The following is a 17,654-nucleotide window of genomic DNA, read 5'->3' as shown; positions in this document are numbered from 1 at the left end:
CGTCGCCGGCAGCCGCCGACGATCAGTGGTGGCCCTTTGGCAATTCGCCGGTCAGCACGTAGTGCGCACTGCAGTACGGGCAGACGGCCTCCCCGGTGTGGGTGATATCGAGAAATACGCGCGGATGCCGAGCCCAGAGCGGTGCGTCGCTGGTTGGGCAATGCAGGGGCAAATCCTTGGCGCCGATCGCGATGGGCTTCTGCTGGATGTTCTGGGGCATGGTGGCAACCTTGCAAACTGGGTTAGACGTAGGCGAGCCAGTCTGCATGCGCCGGAATGCGGCCGTTCACGCAGTCGAAGTACAGGCTCTGGATGCGGGTGGTGATCGGCCCGCGGTGGCCGGCACCAATCTGGCGATTGTCGAGTTCACGAATCGGCGTCACTTCAGCAGCGGTGCCGGTAAAGAAGGCTTCATCGGCGCAATATACTTCGTCGCGCGTGATCCGCTTTTCGATCACCGGAATGCCCAGTTCATCAGCAAGTTGGAGCACCGAGGCACGGGTGATGCCTTCGAGGCAGGAGGTCAGGTCCGGGGTGTACAGCTTGCCGCGCTTGACGATGAAAATATTCTCGCCGGCACCCTCGGCGACATAGCCATCGACGTCGAGCAGCAGTGCCTCGTCGTAGCCGTCGTGTGCCACTTCCTGATGGGCGAGGATCGAGTTGGTGTAGGTGCCGACCGACTTCGAGCGGCACATGTTAATGTTCACGTGATGGCGAGTGAATGAAGAGGTCTTGACGCGGATGCCTTTTTCCATGCCCTCGGCACCAAGGTAGGCGCCCCACGGCCAGGCGGCGATGGCCACGTGCGTACTGATCGCCGTGGCGGCGATGCCCATGGCTTCGGAACCGTAGAAGACGATTGGCCGGATGTAGCACGACTCGAGTGCGTTGGCGCGGACCACTTCCTTCTGCGCTTCGAGCAGTGTTTCCTTGTCATAAGGCATTTTCATCTGGAAAATGTACGCCGAATTGAACAGCCGGTCGGTGTGCTCTTCGAGACGGAAAATGGCGGTACCCTTATCGGCCTTGTAGGCGCGGATGCCTTCAAACACGCCCATCCCGTAGTGCAGGGTGTGGGTCAGCACGTGCGTCGTTGCCTCGCGCCACGGCACCAGCTTGCCGTCGTGCCAGATGAATCCGTCGCGATCCGCCATGGACATGGTTTGCTCTCCCTTTGCTGGAAATGCTGAAACGGAAAGTTTAGCCGATTTCGCTTCTCGGTTGGCGGTAAAATGGCGTGTTGTCTCTATTCGCAGGGCTTGTCGAATGGTCTGGAAACCCAACGTCACCGTCGCCGCGGTGCTCGAACGCGATGGCCGCTTCCTGCTCGTCGAAGAGGAAACGGAGTACGGTGTCTGCTACAACCAGCCGGCAGGCCACCTCGAATGCCGCGAATCGCTGCTTGCTGCGGTGATCCGCGAAACGCTCGAAGAGACGGCCTATACGCTGAATCCACAGTACCTGCTTGGCGTTTATAACTGCCGCAACGACGCTCGTGACGTGACCTACCTGCGCTTCAGCTTCGGCGGCGAGATCCTCGCTCATGATCCTGATCGACCGCTTGACAACGGCATTCTTGCCGCGCACTGGCTGACGCTTGCCGAGATCCGCGCACTGCAGGCGCAGCATCGCAGCCCGCTGGTTCTGCGCTGCATCGAGGACTGGCTGGCGGGCAAGCGCTATCCACTGGAACTGCTGACCCATTGCTCATGAAATGGCTGCTGGCGCTGCCGCTGTTGGCGGCGATGGCACCCGCAAGCGCTGGCGAGACGATCAGCGTCTGTTACAACTACGCTTGTCTGGCACAGTCCCAAGTGCATTACGTAGACGCGCAACTGGCGCAGGTGCAGGCCCTTCTCGGCGCGGCAACGAGCGCCAGCGACGAGCGCGAGAAGCTGGCGCTGGCGATTGGCCAGTTGCATGGCTGGGCCGGCCGGCAGACGCCGATTGCTGCCGACCGTGGTGGCAACACGGCGGACGATGGCGTCTACGGGCGTATGGATTGCATCGACCACTCGACCACGACCACACGCCTGTTGCGCTTGCTGGAGGAGCGCGGCTGGCTGCGTTTCCATCGTGTCCTGGAGCCGGTATCGCGCGTTCTTTACATGTTCCAGGTGCACTATTCGGCGCAGATCGAAGAGATCGCGGCAAGCGAGCCGGCAAGCGACACGGCTGACGTGGCCAAGCAAGCCGAAGCAGGGGCCGAGCAGGCCCGTTATGTGGTCGATACCTGGTTTCGCGACAATGGTCGGCCGGCGGTGGTGATCGGTTTGCAAGACTGGTTCGATGGCCAGGATGACGGGGATGGCGACGCTGGACGGGACGAAGGGGCGCAGCCGAAGATCGTCCTCGATGGTCGTGGCAAGGAACAGAATGTTGAACCCTAGCAAAGGCAATGGCATGAACGAGGCAAAGACAGTGGTCGTCGGCTTGTCCGGCGGCGTCGATTCGGCGGTCGCGGCCCTGCTGCTCAAGGAGCAGGGTTGGCATGTGCTCGGCCTGTTCATGAAGAACTGGGAGGACGATGACAGCGATGAGTACTGCTCCTCGCGACAGGACCTGGTCGATGTAATCAGCATTGCCGATAGGATCGGCATCGACGTCGAAGTGGTGAATTTCGCTGCCGCCTACAAGGAGCGCGTCTTCGCCCACTTTCTCAAGGAATACCAGGCCGGTCGCACGCCGAACCCGGACGTGCTGTGTAACTCGGAGATCAAGTTCAGCGCTTTTCTTGAGCATGCAGTGAGCATCGGTGCCGATTATATTGCCACCGGACATTACGCCGGCGTGCGCGAGTTTGCCGGCGCTTTCCAGTTGCTCAAGGCCGAGGACGGTACCAAGGACCAGAGCTATTTCCTGCACCGCCTAAATCAGCAGCAGTTGGCAAAGACGCTGTTCCCGCTGGCTGGCCTGTACAAGCGCGAGGTACGCAAGAGGGCCGAGGCGGCCGGCTTGCACGTCGCGCTCAAGAAGGATTCGACGGGTATTTGCTTCATCGGCGAGCGGCCGTTCAAGGAGTTCCTGATGCGCTACCTGCCGCCGCAGAAGGGCGAGATTCGCAGTCTCGATGACGAGCGCCTGCTGGGCGAGCACGATGGCATTGCCTATCACACCATCGGCCAGCGCAAGGGCCTGCACATCGGTGGCGTCAAAGGGGGCAAGAGTGGTGACAGTGGCGACCACGACGCCTGGTTCGTGGCCCGTAAGGACATCGCCAGCAACACCCTTTACGTCGTGCAGGGGCACGCGCATGCGGCGCTACTGGCCGATGAACTGCGTGCCGAGGATCTCTCCTGGGTGGCCGGCGCAGCAGCACATACGCACTGGGTGTACACCGCCAAGACGCGCTACCGCCAGGCCGACGCCGCCTGCGAAATCGAGCGCGTCGACGCGGATTCCTGCCAGATCCGCTTTGCCGAAGCGCAGTGGGCCGTCACGCCGGGCCAGTCGGTGGTGGTCTACGAAAGCCGGGTCTGCCTCGGCGGCGGCGTCATCGCTTGAACCGGGTGCTGTCCAGCGCAGTCGCGGCGCGGGGGCGCAGGGCGACGGCTGCCGCGGCGAGCCATTTGCCGGTCGTCTGCAGGGGCGCTCCGTGACGATGACTGCGGTGACGGTGGCTGCACCGCACTATCGGCGAAATATTGGCCTGTTGGCGGCCGCGCAGGCCTTGCTGCTGACCAACGGGGTAACGCTGGTGGCGATCAATGGCCTGCTCGGCTTGCAACTCGCGACCGACCAGCGCCTGGCGACCCTGCCGATCACCACCTACGTCATCGGTGCTGCGCTGGCGGCCGTGCCGGCGGCACTGTTCATGAAGCGCCATGGGCGGCGCGCCGGTTTCATGCTTGGCGCAGCTTTCGGGATCGCTGGCGCGCTGTTGTCGGCTTTCGCAGTGCACGCGGCCAGCTTCTGGCTGCTGTGCTTGGGAACCGTCTTTGCCGGCGTCTACAACGCTTTTGGCCAGCAGTATCGCTTTGCCGCCGTCGACGCTGCGCCGGCCGACTGGACCAGCAAGGCGATTTCGCTGACTCTGGCCGGCGGCATCGTCGGTGGCGTCATTGGCCCGCAGGTCGGCATACTGACCCGCCATCTGCTGCCAACGACCTACCTGGCGAGCTACGTCGCGCTGGCCGCATTTGCTGCGCTGGCGATGCTGATCGCCAGCCGGCTCGATATTCCGTTGCCGGCTGTTCGCGAACAGCAGGCTGCCGGGCGCCCGTTCGCGGAGATCGCATGCCAGCCGACATTCATCGTCGCCGTCGTCGCTGCCGCTTGCGGCTACGCGACGATGAACCTGCTGATGACGGCGACGCCCTTGGCGATGGATATCTGTGGTCTGCCTTTCGCCGACACCGCTTTCATCCTGCAATGGCACGTGATCGGCATGTTCGCCCCATCGTTCTTCACGGGCCACCTGATCAAGCGCTTTGGCGTGCTCCTTGTGCTGCTCGTCGGTGCAGCCCTGGTGCTGGTGTGCATCGGTGTTGCGCTGTCCGGTGTCAGCCTGATGCACTTCTGGTGGGCCTTGCTGCTGCTCGGCATCGGCTGGAATTTCCTCTTCGTCGGCGGCACGACCCTGCTGATTGAAAGCTGCCGCCCCGAGGAGAAAGCGAAAGTGCAGGGCAGCAACGATTTCATCGTGCTTGGCGTACAGGGGCTGACCTCATTTGCCGCCGGCCTGTTGATCAGCGACGGTGGCTGGGCGACGCTCAACCTCCTCGCACTGCCGATTGTTTCGCTGACTGCGCTGGCCAGTTTGGGCTTGGCGATCAGCCGACGTCGACACGCCTGAGGCATTGCAGGCGCGCGCCGCCGGGCCTCCCGAAGCGAGCCTGGTCCCTGCGTCGCCAAGACGCAATGGCACTCGTAGGTGTCGGGAAATTTTACAGTCTCAGGCTGTGCGGCTGCTAAGTGTATGAAATATATAGATGGCACGTTTTTTTGCGTCCCAGGGTCCGGGCGCTGTCGACTTGTCTCGATTGGTGACAAAGCAGTAGGCGGGTCGTGGCAGTCGGGGCGGTGCTGGGCAGCAAATCCATCCGGGTGAATGTTGTTTTGGGGGGACTTACGCATGCGTAGATATCTCATTGGCTGCCTGGCGGCCGTCGCACTTGTCATGCCTGTTGCGGCCTTGGCAGGTTTCTCGAACATGTACGTTTTTGGCGACAGTTTGTCCGACAACGGCAATCTGTATGGCTGGACCGGGGCTCCGAACCCGGTTACTGGCGTGACGCCGATTCCAGTCGCACCACCGTACTCGCCAGGGCGCTTCCAGAATGGTCCAAGTTATTCCGAACTGCTATGGACTGGGCTGCAGGCCGCCAATCACCTGCCGGCTGGGGGCGACCTCAAGCCGCGGGGCTTGTTGCCGTGGGGGCCGCCTGCGCTCGACCCGAATCCTCCGGCCGGGACCAACTACGCTGTCGGTGGCGCCCGTTCGCGTTACCACCGCTTTGACGTACCAACCGATCCGAAAACGCAGCGACTCGTGCCCCCGGTGACTACGCCTTTAGGCGCTGCCACTTTTTATCCGTTCAGTCTGCGTGGACAATTTGCCCAGTTTGCGATGGACGTCAGCGGTAGTGTCGATCCCGACGCACTGTTCGTCGACCCCGGCGCACTGTTCGTCGTCTGGTCCGGTTCGAACGACGTTGGCGACGCGCTGCTGCTGTTCGACCCCGCTTCCGCTGACCCGTTTGCCAATGTCAATCTTCGCATGCAAGAAGCGCTGCAGGATGTCGGGACGGTGCTCGGTGGCCTGGTCACCGCTGGCGCCGAGTACCTGTTGGTACCTAACGTTCCGGACCTGGGTCTGACTCCCGAGCTTAATGTGAGCCCTGGAGCCGCGTTCCTGGCCACCGGCTTGTCGGCGGCCTACAATGCTGCGCTCGAGGGGATCATCGCGGGTCTGTTCAGCATCAACCCCAACCTTACCGTTTATTCCTTCGATACCTTTGCTCTGTTGCAACAGGTGGCCGCTCACCCCGGCGACTTCGGATTCACCAACGTGACCGAGCCGTGCCTGGTGAATTTCTTCGTCGGCGGCGCCATCGATCCCGCTGAGCCCGTCACAGTCTGCCCCAACCCCGACGAGTTCCTGTTTTGGGACATCAACCATCCGAGTGCTGCTACCCAGCGGATTCTGGCGAACGGTATGCTGTCGGCGATTCCCGAGCCAGGCAGCTGGCTGCTTGTCGGCATTGGCCTGGTGGCGCTTTCCTTGAGAAGGAGCGGACGGCGTGCCACGACGGTGCCGGCGGCGAGTTTCGCACGGGTCTAGAGTGCCTCAAAAAAAAAGCTACGTACTTGTTGGGCTGCGGTCGGTGCCGGTGGCGCGCCGATCGCTTCGCGGGCGCGCTGGATCCCTCGCCGCTGGCACGCCAGACGCCAGACGTATCGCGTCGGATGGTCGCTGCGCTCCGTCAGAAAACTGGTGATGGTGTTCGCCAGTTCCTTGACGGAAGCAAAGCGATCGGCAGTGCCGCGCATTGAAACGTCGCCGAAGAATCGTTCCGTCAGATCGAGCCCGGACGATGAGGTCCGTGCGAAGTGCGCGTGAACGTGTGGATTGGATGCGCCTGCAGCCAGGCCTTTACCTCAGCATGCTTATCGCTCGCATGGTTGTTGCCGACCAAGCGGATGGGCAATTCTTTGGAGGTTTCACGGTCGATTTTCTTGCGGAAGGGCAAACGTTCCATGATGCAGCTGCCGCTCGCCATTGATCGTGATCAGTTCGCCTTCCAGAGAGTTCGGTGAATGGCGTGAGGGTGCCGTTACCCAGAAGTTTTCTTGCCGGTGCCGGCAGCCATGCCGCGGCAGCTCCTGCGTCCCACCGTTTGCGGGCAGCGGTCTCGATCAACTGCCCGACTGCCAGCGTGGGTACATTTGGCTTCCGGCCCCGGTCGGCGGCATCTGGCAGGCGAGCAGGTCGCTGTTGCGCAACGCGCCGGCACCAGTGATGATCCATGCTCACCCGCGTCACACTCAATGCGGCGCCGATGGTTTCCGGTTTCTGGTCTGCGGAGGCCGGCAGGATGATCTGCGCGCGCAAGCGGTCTGGAATCGCCGCGGACTGGCTTGCGTGCGCCTTCAGCATCAAGCACAATCGATGTTGTCGGTATTGCTCGGTCCTCCACGAGCGCGTCCCTGCCGTATCGATCAGATGTTGGCTAGATCGAGGCATGGGAGAGACACTGCGCCAGCACGGCTGAACGACGCGGCTGCCAGCGAACGTTCTATGGCTCCTGCACTAGTTTCCACTGTCGGTATTTTTTTACACTTTTGTAAGAGTGTCTGGGTTGTCTTTGTGTAAGTGATTGACCTAAAAGAAAAAAAAAAGACTGGCATGGAGATTGCTTTGTTCTTGACAGGTGCAGCGTTAGTGGCACCACACGATTAACACGATAAGTCCCTTGGAGGTAAATATGAAATTTAAGAAATCTCTTCTGTCGGCTCTGGTTGTCTCTGGACTGAGTCTGGCCGGCAGCGCCCATGCTGGGCAAACCAATTTCAACTGGGGTAACGGTGTGCCCGGAAATCTGGCCCTGAACCAGACCAGCCTTGACTGGAACGAGCAGGGTAGCGGCGTCGCCAAGGGCCGCGGTCCCTTCGGGAACGTCCCCGCCTTGCTGCCGGGCCAGAAATTCCAGTTCCTTTACCAGTCCAACCTGGTTAACGTGAACCCGACCGGTACTCCTGTTGCGGGTCTTGACACCAGCTCCAATGGTGTCTGGGCCTCGCCTAGCAGCTTCGAATTCACGCTGGTTGCCACGATCAACGAGGTCGTGGATACCCTTACTGCGATTCCAGGCGCTCCAGGCGATCCAGACGTCGGCTACTTCGCATCTTTTGGGCTTGATACGTCTCTGCACAGTTCCATTTCGATCTACTACGATTCGGCGGCGGGCGGCGGCCTTAATGCTAGTACCGCAACAGGCACCGGTTTCGATGACGGCCTGGAAGTCCTGCGCATGACCGTGGATACCGGTGTTCCGGGCTTCGCGACGCTGAGCAGTTTCCTTGCGACGACCGCAGGCCCAGGGGCGGGTACCGGGCAAGGGTCGGCCAAGATACATGCCGCCAAGGACTTGGCTTTCGGTGACTTTGTCGACGAGAACTATTTCCAGGGCCTGCTTGATTTCATCTGGGACTCTGAGTTCCAAAGCAACCTCAACTACCCGTCCGGTACTTCGTCGACGATTGGTTTTCATGTTGGTGGGGACCCTATGTATCCCAGCTATGCCGTGGTTCCCTGCACGCCTGGCGCCACCACTTGCGACCTGCTGCTTAAAGTCGATGGCCAGAGCGAGTTCACTGTCCCAATGGATGTACCGGAACCCGCGAGCCTCGTGCTCCTTGGACTTGGGCTGCTGGGTCTTGGCGCTACGCGCCGCCGCCAGGCCTGACAGCACGGAGTTCGCCAATACTTGGCAACCCCGGAACCCGACCGCGAGGTCGGGTTTTTTTTGTGGTGCGCCCAGCATGGGCGCACTCTTGCGGGTGCAAGTCACCGTCGTAAGTCGATCTGCTGCCGCGCCTCGTCAAACTGACGGGCATGTTCGCAAGGGCGCGGTTTTCTCCGTGCTTAGTGCTTAGCTGCCGGGGGAAAACATCCGGCTGACCTGTCGAATCACGAATTTGGCAGGGAGCAAAGCAAATAGCCGTTGCCACAGCGTGCCACGGGCGGCGGTCACCACTGCTGTCGCCTTCGCGAGATGTGGCAGCGATAGGCGTACCGGATAGGAGGCCCCTACTGTCGTGCCAATGCCTTTTCCACGAGTACCTGCCTGTGCGCCTGGCAATTCGGTTGGCGTTGGACCGGGGAGCAGGGTCTGCACCAGCACCCCGTGCTTGCGCCACTCTTCGTGCAGGGCCTGACTGAAGTTGTGCACGAAGGCCTTGCTCGCTGCATAGACGGCCAGGAACGGGACCGGTTGATAAGCGGCCGGCGAGGAGACGTTGATGATCGCGCTATCGTGATGTGAAGCCAGGTCGTGCAGGAAGTTGTGACATAGATTGACGACGGCCAGGGCGTTAACCCGGATCAGCGCTTCGTAGGCCTGTGTCGTACCGGTTTCGAAGGGTGCCCAATGGCCGAGGGCGGCATTGTTTACAAGAAGCCGGATCTTGATCCCCTGCCGCTGCAAAAGCTGGTGCAGTTCTTCCGCAGCCATTGCTTGCGCGAGATCGATGGGTAGATCCAAGGCCTCGATGCCGTGTCGCGCACGCAGGTTTGTGGCGAGGGATTTCAGCCGATCGGCGCGCCGCGCGACCAATACCAGGTTAACCCCGGCAGCCGCCAGTTGCAGGGCGAACTCCTGGCCAATTCCCGATGAGGCGCCGGTTACCAGGGCCCAGTCCCCTTTCAGATCCTCCAGATGCATGCGAGCCCTTCCGTGTGGCTGTGGAAAGTCATGTGCAGCACCCGACACCGTACACGTAGTCGCCTCCCCCCTTCTCCGACCCAGTTGTTCCCGACGCAAAAACGCTGTCGCTCCAGTTCCGCGATAAATTCCTGTGTGCTGAAACGGTTCTCGGCAGGATGCTCCAGGAAGGTTCGAGCGAACCACTTGTCCAGGAAGTGGCGGGTCACCTCCTGAAAATAAAAACGGCCCCCGGGTTTCAGTACCCTGCGGATTTCGGCCACGCCATCCTGCCAGACCGGGACATGGTGCAGGATAGCGAAGTCAAAAACGGCATCATAGGTGGCATCCTCGACATCAAGTTGGGTCACGTCGCCCAACGACAAGCGCAGGCGGTCGCTGGGATAGCCGGCTAGCCTCTTGCGGGCCAGCTTGATCATGTCAGGATCCACGTCGAGGGCGTGGACTTCTTTGGCAGCGAAGCGTTCCAGGATCTCCTCCGTGCCTACGCCGCGGCCGCAACCCACCTCCAGGACCACTAGTCCGTCGGTGCGGCCGCCCAGTTTTTCCAAGAGAGGGGCCTCGTATTGGCGCTGAAAGGCCGCCCGGATCGGGTTGTTCATCAGGAACTTCTCGACGCTGTTCATCTTCATGGGTAATTCCTCAATCAGGCGCGGGCTGGCGCAGGAGCACCGCTGGCTCGCATGCGGAAGGGGCGAAATAGCCGAAAAAAGCGTAAAAGATGAGGCTCGGTCGTCTCAGCAAAACTCTTGCCGCGTCCGGAGCCATGGCCCGGTCCATGTTGTGGTCTAGCGCCGCGTTGAATTCATCAAGGAAACGGTAATTGGCAAAAGGAATGAGGGTATCCATGTAGGACCGTCGCCAGTTGCGCACCAGATTCATGCCTGTTTCGGCAGCGAGCTGCTGTAGTCCCTGTTCGGTAAGGATCACACGGTGAAAAGGTTGGTGCAGTCGCATCAGGTGGGGCGCCAGATTGCTCATGTCCACCGGCTCCGAATCAGCGGTGCCGACATAGAGTAGCCCTCCTGGTCGCACATGGCGGACACAATCCGCCAGCATCGCGCGCGGGTCGTCCACATGCTCGATGACGTCGTTTGCCAGCACGCAGTCGAACTGCCCTGTGGGCGGCCGCGAGAATTCCCTTACGTATGGGTCGTATCCAGTCAGCTTTCGGTAACCGCGCCGCTCTAAGAACTCAAGGAAAATACCGTTACCACAGCCGTAGTCCAGAATTGCCGCATCCTTGCTAAGACCAGCCTCCGTGAGACGGCTTAACAGATTGTTCAGGGTGCCCCTGGCGAAGACGTCCAGACGTCGCTTGTTGGGAGGATAGTCGCGATAGATGTCGACCATATCCACCGCATCCAGGCTGTGGAGGGTGAGGCACTGCGGGCATTTCCATAGTCGGAATAGCCGTTCCAGGAAACGCGCGGTATTTCCCCTGACGCTACCATATTCCCTTGTTAGCAGGGGTTCGGCAACATGACCACAGAGGGCACATGCAATAGCGGGTGTGTCAGATGGCATTTGTCGATCCTTCATTGGCATGTTCGATGCTCGTGGTGAAGCTTACGCAAGGATTCGCTCAGCGACCCGCAAGGCGTTGGCGGCAATCGTCAGCGCGGGATTGCTTCCGCCGCTACTTGGGAAAAACGAGGCGTCAACGATATATAGGTTGTCGATATCATGCGCCCGGCAGTCCGGGTCAAGAACGCTATCGGCCTTGTCCGTCCCCATGCGACAGGTGCCGCACACATGTGCGATCCGTTCATTATTCTCCGCCTGCTTGATCAGCATCGGTCGGCGGGGGCCCAGGGTATTCCGCAGGAGCGCCCGCATGGCCTTGATCCGCTCCTTGTCATAGGGGCGGATGCGGTATTGAAACGCCAGTTGGCCCTCCTCCAGTGAGACGTGGTTTTCGTAATAGGGCAAGTCCTCCATGAGGCTGGCCAACACTACGCCGCGTTCCGAGAGACGGTGAAGAAACGCCGTTACGAGAGGCTTGAGCAGGTTGAACGGCCCTAGCAACCATGGTGCCGGACCGTTGCGAATATCGCTGCAGAGGTTTTCAGCCAGCAGGGCCGCCGGAGGCAGTTGGCCAAAAGACTGCACCGAGCCCAGCTTCTCGTCCCCCATTTGATAGAAGTCGTTAAAGGCGATCGTCTTGTCCGCGTTGCCATCGGAGCGATTCCGCTTCATGACATAAAGATCAACGTAGTGGCGCATCATGCATCTGCCAACAAATCCGGAGGTGTTTGCCAAGCCGAGCGGCCACTGCGATGATTTTGAAGCAAGCAGGATGGCGGGGGTGTGCAGGGCACCTGCCGCGAGTACCACCATTTTTCCTTGAACAGAAAACTGTCGACCCTTGCGGATACAGTTTACGCCTGTGACCCGGGTGTCCGAGGCCTGCAGCGAAACGATCTGGCATTCATCCAACAAGGTCGCACCGTATTGGGTAAGCGCGGGTTCAAGGCAGATGCGTGCACTATCGTTCTTGCAGCCTTGCTTGCACAGGTAACCTTGACAGAGTTGGCAAGTGGCAACATATTCACAGGCCATATGTAGCCGGTAGGGATGCAGGCCACGGCCCGCAAGAAAATCGAACAACTCCTGTTGGCCGCCAGGCATCGGGCTAGGCGTCAGCAACTGACCGGGCGCTTCGTTGCGCAGCGGATCTGCTTCTCCTCGTACGCGGTAGAGGGCCTCGGCTCGAGCGTAGTAAGGTTCGAGGTCCTGATAAGAAATGGGCCAGGACTCGGGCAGGTCGGTTCCGTATGCGCCCGGGTGATTCCGGCGCGGGACGAAGTCGGCGGGGAAGAAGCGCTCCAGCGCCATACCGTAAAGTGCGCTGGAGCCCCCGATTCCCGAGCCGATAAACGGGATGAATGGCTTGCTGCGGCGATCGGAACGGTCAAGAATCTCCTCGTCGTGACGGCCTCCACGCCTGAGAATGTCCTTGAACTCGACCTGATCATGCCACGGGTCGTCGGCGAAAGTCTCGGGATAGTCTCCGCAGAGACTGTTCTTCGCCCCGCTCCCTGGGTACGATCGCCCTCGTTCGCAGAACAGTACGCTCAAACCCGCCTTGGCTAGTGCGTAGCCCAGCGTCGCCCCGCCCATGCCGGTGCCGACAATAACCACGTCCCACGTTTGATCGGTTGGGTTCATTGCTGAGGCGCCTCTCATTGCTAGGACAGGAGGCTGGCAAGCAGAGCGGGGAAGCTTTCTTCGACCCGGCGTTTTGAGCACAGTGTCTGAATCTGTCGTGCGGACCTGCAATAGGGGCTCTCGTCTGCCAGCATGGCCATGACCAAGCCTGCCAGCGCGGTTGCCGAGGCCTGTTCACTGCGTACCATCATACCTGCGCCGTAGTCTTGCAGGTAACGCATGTTGAGGAACTGGTCGAGATTGCCGGGAATCCCAAGGACCGGACGACCCGCCGCGAGAGCAAGATAGCTGGTCGGACTGCCGCCATTACAGATCACCAGATCGGACCGGGCGATGGCCTGGGCTGCGGGGAGGTAATTCGCCACATGGAGTCGTTCTCCATATACCCTGTCGATGGGCATTCGCCCCGCAGTAGCCACCAGCAGGTGGACCGGAAGGCTCGATAAGCCGGCGAGAATTTCGGGTAGATACGCCACCGGACCGGAACTGCCCAGGCTGATGAACAGCGTCTTTTCGTCCAGGGGAATAGTGTGCCACCAATCCGGGAGATCCATGGAGGGTTCCCAGAGGACTGGCCCAATGTAGTGGTGATTGGGCGGCAAGGCATGCGTGGTGACCAATTCGGGCAGATCGGCATAGAGCACGTGATCGGCATCGGTGTAGGTCCGGCGGAGATCATGGCCGAGGCTGCGGAGCCCATGCCGGCGGCGTACGCGATTAAGCGGATGGCAATGGTATGCGAAGGCTAGCGGTCGGGTGATGTCGAAAATGAGTTGACTTACGCCGCTGCCGAATAATCCAACCATGGGTAGGTCGGGCACGGTGTAGCGGGGTTGCGCATAGGGACTCCAATAGGCATTGGTGATGGCGATGTAAGGTTTTTTCGCCAGACGACAGCTTACCGAAAGAGATAAGCGAAAGTCCCCAATCACGATGTCGGGATCGAATTCGTGCATGACTTCCAAGTCTTCCTGCACATAACGTTCCAGGGTTTCGACATCATAGACGGGGCTCCCCTTGGCGAGGGCCTGCAAGAAGTCCTGTGTCGGTATGGATCTGATCTGGCGGCTGGCAAAAGGGTGCCGACCGAGCAAGGCGTCGTAGCGGTCGTCCTTGGCAATACAAATCGCATAGTCCAGGGGGTTGAGAGTGGAAGCCAAAGCGAGCGGTCGAACGACATGCGCCAAGGTTACCGCTTCGGCGAACATTAGAATACGCTTCTTGTGCGGCTTCACTGGCGCCCCCCGGAGTCCTGAGAAAACGGTGTGCACTGAGCCAAGGCTGCCGACGCCATGGTCAAGGTGAGCGTATCGCTTCTGTCCCGAACACCGTTCCTTGGTCTCATACTCGCAGGAATTGTCCAGCGCTTTGTCATGCGCCCTGCCGTAGTGCGTCAACCACAGGCCAGCGTGATGCCCGGCGAGCGGGAATAATAGCCGCCAGGCAGGTGGCAATAAGGCCGACACTACCAGCACTCAATACGTCATCAAGATTCAGGCGAATAACAGCGGTATAGCCGATGTTGGAATTCGGGGGAGGGGGCATGGGGATGCCAATGGCTGAAACGATCCAGGCTAACACCACTCCGAGCGCCATACCGACGGTGGCACCAAGCAGGCCGAGCAGCGTACTTTCCAAAATGATCAGCTGAAATACGCGTGCCGGTCTGTCGCCCAGCGCCTGCAGTGTTCCAAATTCTCGCGTTCTCTCAAAGAGCGTCATGTTGATACTATTCGCGACGCTCAGCAGGACCATTGCCAATATGATCAGGCGTAGCACACCAAACTGTGCGGCATACAGTTCGACGGCTTTCTCGTAGAAGTCCGAAAGCTCCATCCAAGACATGACCTGAAGCTGTTGTCCGGACATCCTCTCCCGAACGGCATTGACGGCGCGCAGCGTATCATGCGTGTGCTCGAGGCTTATGACCACCACGTGTGCGCCTTCAGTGTCGAGCAGCTGGCGTGTCGCAGACAGAGGAATGCGCACCGATCGAGCGTCGAACTCTCTGGAAAAGCTCTGAAAGACGCCGACCAGCAGGAAGTCCTGCGTGTTCAGGGCGCCTTGTGCGACGCTGGCGACAAGGGTGACACGATCTCCTACTTGGAGGTCCAGAGTGCGCGCGACGCCTTCTCCGACGACCATCCCATCGAGATCATTGTCGGTGAGGGCGCGCCCTTCGATGTAGCGCAAGAAGCTACCGATTTTCGCCTCTCCGTCGGGCTCGATACCATCCCCTATGATGCCGAGGTCGCGTTTGCCATTATTCAACATTCCAGAAAAGTTTATCCGGGAAACCACCTGCTCGATTCCCGGTTCTCCGGCAAGCAAGCTCTTGATACGCTCTGGCTGGGAAATCAGGTGCAAGTCGGATGCGCGCCTCCGGCTTTCACGAAATCCCTCTTGCGTCAGCTGTATGTGCCCAGTCTGCGAATGAATGGTGGCCTCACCGAGCTGTATGAAACTGTCTTGAACGAAGCCGCCAGCAACAATCAGGCTGGCGACCCCGAGACCGATCGCCGCCAACGTTGCCAGCGTGCGTGTACGATGGCGGAAGATATTTCGCATGGCGAGCGCGAATCGACCCGTAGCAGCGAACCTCACTGGTTAAACCTTAACGCGTCTACGATGTTCATGCGGCTGGCCCGCCCAGCCGGCAATGTGCTTGCCAGCAGGGTCGTCACCAGTGCCAAGACAAAAGCGTCAATTGCCATTCCAGACGTAACAAGGATCTCTGCTGTAAAGCCGGTGGTCATTCCAGGTGCAGGCGGCATGGGAATACCAACCACAGATATAATGGTAGCCAGTAACCAGCCGGCGGAAACCCCGACGACGCCACCAATCACGCCGATCAAGACGCCCTCGACAAGAAAAGTGGACAGCACTCGCGATCGACGCTGCCCAATTGCCATGATTGTTCCAATCTCGGTTGTTCGTTCAAGGACGCTCATGGTCTGAGTGTTGGAAATCGTAAGGAGGATGAGCGTCGCGATGATGTATTTCATCAGGTTGATCTGTTTGCTGTACAAAAGAACAGTCTTGTTGTAGAAGTCTGCCAAATCGGTCCACGGGATTACCTGAAAACTCTCGGTTGGGAGAACCTCGCGCAGGTGCTCAACCGTGGCCTTTGTTTGCTCCGTTCTGTCAAGCAAGACCACCCAGGACGTGGCACCGTCCACGCGCATCAGCTTGCGAGCCAGCTCGATTGGCAAACGTAAGGCATTGTCATCGAACTCCTTTGAGGCGGTAAAGAAGATTCCGGCAACCTTGATCTCGATCGCGTTTGGCCCGCCGCTTGCCGTTGTTACCAACAGGACGATATCGTCTCCCGGCTCCACGCCGAGGTTTTTGGCCAGGCCTTCGCCGAGCAAGGCCGCTTTTTTCGTCCGAGCGGCTCAGCTTTTTTTCCTGAGCGCAGGTTGATGTCATCGCTGATGGCGACCTCCCTTTCGGGTTCGACTCCTTCACCGATGAAGCTGACTGTCGAGTCCCCGTGGCTGAGCAATCCGCTGAACGCAAGTCGTTGCGCAACGCTGACGACTCCGTTTGCCTGCTGGATGGTCTCGAACTCGGGGGAAGTTGCCGGGAGAAGAAAGCGGTACGGATCCGCCACTCCCTTCACCATGTACCCGGGCCTGACAATCTGGACATGGCCCAGTTGCCAGCGGATCGTTGCCTCGCGCATGCTCTGGAATATCCACTCGATGAATCCGCCCGCGAGCAGAAAGGCTATTATTCCCATTGCTACCGTCAAGACCGCAACCAGCGTTCGATTGGGGTTGCGCCTGAGGCTTCGCGCGGCGAGGCGCAAGTCCATCATCAGAAAGCTGCTCATTGGCACGCGGGCCATGCTCCGAGGAAGAATGGTAGGATGGTAGGGCTGGAAATTGTACTACCAAACCTAATCCGGCGTGATTTCGGGGAGAGGACGAGAACATGGCGGCCGTTTACTACCATCCGGCGCTTTCAAAAACTACCGACTGGGTCTCGTGGGTCCTGGAGAGACGGCTTCCCGGTTTGATGCAGCGACTGCCGGTTCGCGGCCTTGGCCTTGGCACGCTGGCCTTCCGGGCGCCTTCGAGAGGCCTGCTTCGCTCCTCTCGACAGCGCTGGTGTCGGTGTTACGTCAGCGCTACGACGGAGACTTTGCAGTGGCACACGTGGGCAAGGAGAGCAAGAAAGCTCGATGCCAACACGTTCGCGCGCGACTGCTTTGTGGGTCAAAGAGACATTCAAGCAGAATCGCTCGATGCTTTCCTGGATGGTGCCGCCGGACGGGTTGACCGCGGCTGGGACCACAGATCGTGGCGCTGACCGAGTGATAAAGACCTGGTACAGGATTCTCCACCTGGGCTTGCTAATCGCCGCGGGAGCCGCGCCGGCAGAAGCGGCCACTGCCGCGCAGGTCGTCCACGTCCGCCTGAGCATGTCGAACGTCTATCTGTTAAAGGGGGCGCGGGGGCCGGTGCTGGTGGACTCCGGCTCCAAGAACGAGATGGCTCCTCTCGTCGCGGCGTTGGCGGAGGAGGGTGTGCGCATAGAGGATCTGCGCGCTGTCATTCTCACGCACGGGCACGCCGACCACGCCGGCCTGGCGGCAGAGATACGTCGTCGCAGCGGTGCCGTGCTGATTGCCGGGCGGGGCGATCGCTTGATGATGGCCGCTGGCGTCAATGACCCGGTGACGCCGACCGGCCTTTTCGCCAGGCTGATCCTGATGTTCCCACTTGACGCTCGCTATGAGCCTTTCAGCGCCGATATCGAAGTCGACACCGAGCTTGACCTGTCGGTCTACGGCCTAGCGGGTCGCGCCCTGCCTATGCCGGGACATACGCCCGGGTCGCTGGTCGTCGTACTCGACGATGGCCGCGCGTTCGTTGGCGACATGATCCTTGGTGGCTGGCTCGGTGGCGCACTGTTCCCGCATCGCGCCGGTGAGCATTATTTCCACCAGAACGTAGCGCAGAATCATGCCAACATTGTCGCCCTCGCCAAGCGTCCGATCCGGCAGTATTTTCTGGGGCATGGCGGGCCGGTGAGCGCGCAGTCGGTACGGGAAAACTTTGCTCTCGGTGCGGTCGTACATTGATCGGG

Annotated in this window: 19 protein-coding genes; 7 read left to right on the top strand and 12 right to left on the bottom strand. The window is 60.2% G+C overall.

Annotated elements, in window-relative coordinates:
• Window positions 1–22: 22 nt before the first annotated feature.
• A complete protein-coding gene (locus E4Q23_RS05640) occupies window positions 23–220 on the bottom strand; it encodes a zinc-finger domain-containing protein (RefSeq protein WP_169065719.1) in 198 nt (65 codons plus the stop codon).
• 22 nt (window positions 221–242) lie between these two features.
• Complete coding sequence (locus tag E4Q23_RS05635; RefSeq protein ID WP_169065718.1) at window positions 243–1,163, bottom strand: branched-chain amino acid transaminase; 921 nt, start codon at window positions 1,161–1,163, stop codon at window positions 243–245.
• 106 nt (window positions 1,164–1,269) lie between these two features.
• Here E4Q23_RS05635 and E4Q23_RS05630 point away from each other — a divergent pair, with 106 nt between their 5' ends.
• The 5 genes from E4Q23_RS05630 to E4Q23_RS05610 all read left to right on the top strand — a co-directional run bounded on the left by E4Q23_RS05630 (window position 1,270) and on the right by E4Q23_RS05610 (window position 6,286).
• Window positions 1,270–1,716: an NUDIX hydrolase gene (locus tag E4Q23_RS05630; protein ID WP_169065717.1), complete on the top strand. Its 447-nt coding sequence runs from the start codon at window positions 1,270–1,272 to the stop codon at window positions 1,714–1,716.
• A complete protein-coding gene (locus E4Q23_RS05625; RefSeq protein ID WP_211203649.1) occupies window positions 1,713–2,393 on the top strand; it encodes a hypothetical protein in 681 nt (226 codons plus the stop codon). The genes E4Q23_RS05630 and E4Q23_RS05625 overlap by 4 nt, the downstream gene beginning before the upstream one ends.
• On the top strand, window positions 2,380–3,507 hold the full coding sequence (gene mnmA, locus E4Q23_RS05620; protein WP_423753311.1) for a tRNA 2-thiouridine(34) synthase MnmA: 1,128 nt from the start codon (window positions 2,380–2,382) through the stop codon (window positions 3,505–3,507). Before E4Q23_RS05625 ends, mnmA begins: the two co-directional genes overlap by 14 nt.
• A 97-nt stretch (window positions 3,508–3,604) precedes the next feature.
• Window positions 3,605–4,798 (top strand): MFS transporter, encoded by a 1,194-nt coding sequence (locus tag E4Q23_RS05615; RefSeq protein ID WP_169065737.1) that lies wholly within the window; start codon window positions 3,605–3,607, stop codon window positions 4,796–4,798.
• Between the two features lie 279 nt (window positions 4,799–5,077).
• Window positions 5,078–6,286, top strand: coding sequence for an SGNH/GDSL hydrolase family protein (locus E4Q23_RS05610; protein ID WP_169065715.1), 1,209 nt, complete (start codon window positions 5,078–5,080; stop codon window positions 6,284–6,286).
• Here the strand turns inward: E4Q23_RS05610 and E4Q23_RS05605 are convergent.
• Together E4Q23_RS05605 and E4Q23_RS05600 are read right to left on the bottom strand one after the other, a co-directional pair.
• Complete coding sequence (locus E4Q23_RS05605; RefSeq protein ID WP_169065714.1) at window positions 6,283–6,495, bottom strand: hypothetical protein; 213 nt, start codon at window positions 6,493–6,495, stop codon at window positions 6,283–6,285. The genes E4Q23_RS05610 and E4Q23_RS05605 overlap by 4 nt on opposite strands.
• Window positions 6,496–6,521: 26 nt before the next feature.
• On the bottom strand, window positions 6,522–6,704 hold the full coding sequence (locus E4Q23_RS05600) for a hypothetical protein (RefSeq protein WP_169065713.1): 183 nt from the start codon (window positions 6,702–6,704) through the stop codon (window positions 6,522–6,524).
• Between the two features lie 726 nt (window positions 6,705–7,430).
• Between E4Q23_RS05600 and E4Q23_RS05595 the strand changes: the two genes are divergently transcribed.
• The gene (locus E4Q23_RS05595; protein WP_169065712.1) at window positions 7,431–8,411 is read left to right on the top strand and encodes a PEP-CTERM sorting domain-containing protein; all 981 of its coding nucleotides are present in this window, start codon (window positions 7,431–7,433) and stop codon (window positions 8,409–8,411) included.
• Between the two features lie 186 nt (window positions 8,412–8,597).
• On the opposite strand, the gene E4Q23_RS05590 is transcribed toward E4Q23_RS05595, so the two are convergent.
• From E4Q23_RS05590 to E4Q23_RS24780, 8 genes are all read right to left on the bottom strand, one after another.
• Window positions 8,598–9,389, bottom strand: a complete 792-nt coding sequence (locus E4Q23_RS05590) for an SDR family NAD(P)-dependent oxidoreductase (protein ID WP_169065711.1) — start codon at window positions 9,387–9,389, stop codon at window positions 8,598–8,600.
• A complete protein-coding gene (locus E4Q23_RS05585; RefSeq protein ID WP_248595262.1) occupies window positions 9,371–10,021 on the bottom strand; it encodes a class I SAM-dependent methyltransferase in 651 nt (216 codons plus the stop codon). Before E4Q23_RS05585 ends, E4Q23_RS05590 begins: the two co-directional genes overlap by 19 nt.
• Before the next feature lie 10 nt (window positions 10,022–10,031).
• Window positions 10,032–10,742, bottom strand: a complete 711-nt coding sequence (locus tag E4Q23_RS05580; RefSeq protein WP_169065710.1) for a class I SAM-dependent methyltransferase — start codon at window positions 10,740–10,742, stop codon at window positions 10,032–10,034.
• 216 nt (window positions 10,743–10,958) lie between these two features.
• Window positions 10,959–12,560, bottom strand: a complete 1,602-nt coding sequence (locus tag E4Q23_RS05575; protein ID WP_169065709.1) for an FAD-dependent oxidoreductase — start codon at window positions 12,558–12,560, stop codon at window positions 10,959–10,961.
• A gap of 20 nt (window positions 12,561–12,580) precedes the next feature.
• Window positions 12,581–13,768 carry a glycosyltransferase gene (locus E4Q23_RS05570; protein WP_211203648.1) on the bottom strand — a complete coding sequence of 396 codons (1,188 nt, stop codon included), beginning with the start codon at window positions 13,766–13,768 and terminating at the stop codon, window positions 12,581–12,583.
• Between the two features lie 163 nt (window positions 13,769–13,931).
• Window positions 13,932–15,128: an ABC transporter permease gene (locus E4Q23_RS05565; protein ID WP_169065707.1), complete on the bottom strand. Its 1,197-nt coding sequence runs from the start codon at window positions 15,126–15,128 to the stop codon at window positions 13,932–13,934.
• Between the two features lie 32 nt (window positions 15,129–15,160).
• Complete coding sequence (locus tag E4Q23_RS24785; protein WP_336511610.1) at window positions 15,161–15,931, bottom strand: ABC transporter permease; 771 nt, start codon at window positions 15,929–15,931, stop codon at window positions 15,161–15,163.
• Window positions 15,865–16,395: a hypothetical protein gene (locus tag E4Q23_RS24780; protein ID WP_336511609.1), complete on the bottom strand. Its 531-nt coding sequence runs from the start codon at window positions 16,393–16,395 to the stop codon at window positions 15,865–15,867. The genes E4Q23_RS24785 and E4Q23_RS24780 overlap by 67 nt, the downstream gene beginning before the upstream one ends.
• Window positions 16,396–16,746: 351 nt before the next feature.
• Here E4Q23_RS24780 and E4Q23_RS05555 point away from each other — a divergent pair, with 351 nt between their 5' ends.
• Entirely contained in the window at window positions 16,747–17,649 is a 903-nt protein-coding gene (locus E4Q23_RS05555) for an MBL fold metallo-hydrolase (RefSeq protein ID WP_169065706.1), read from the top strand.
• The last annotated feature ends 5 nt before the right edge of the window (window positions 17,650–17,654 follow it).

The organism is Candidatus Accumulibacter phosphatis (assembly GCF_012939955.1).
In the GTDB taxonomy this organism is placed as follows: Bacteria; Pseudomonadota; Gammaproteobacteria; order Burkholderiales; family Rhodocyclaceae; genus Accumulibacter; species Accumulibacter delftensis.
Note: the sequence above shows the minus strand (reverse complement) of the source record. Positions and strands in the feature narration are given on the sequence as shown.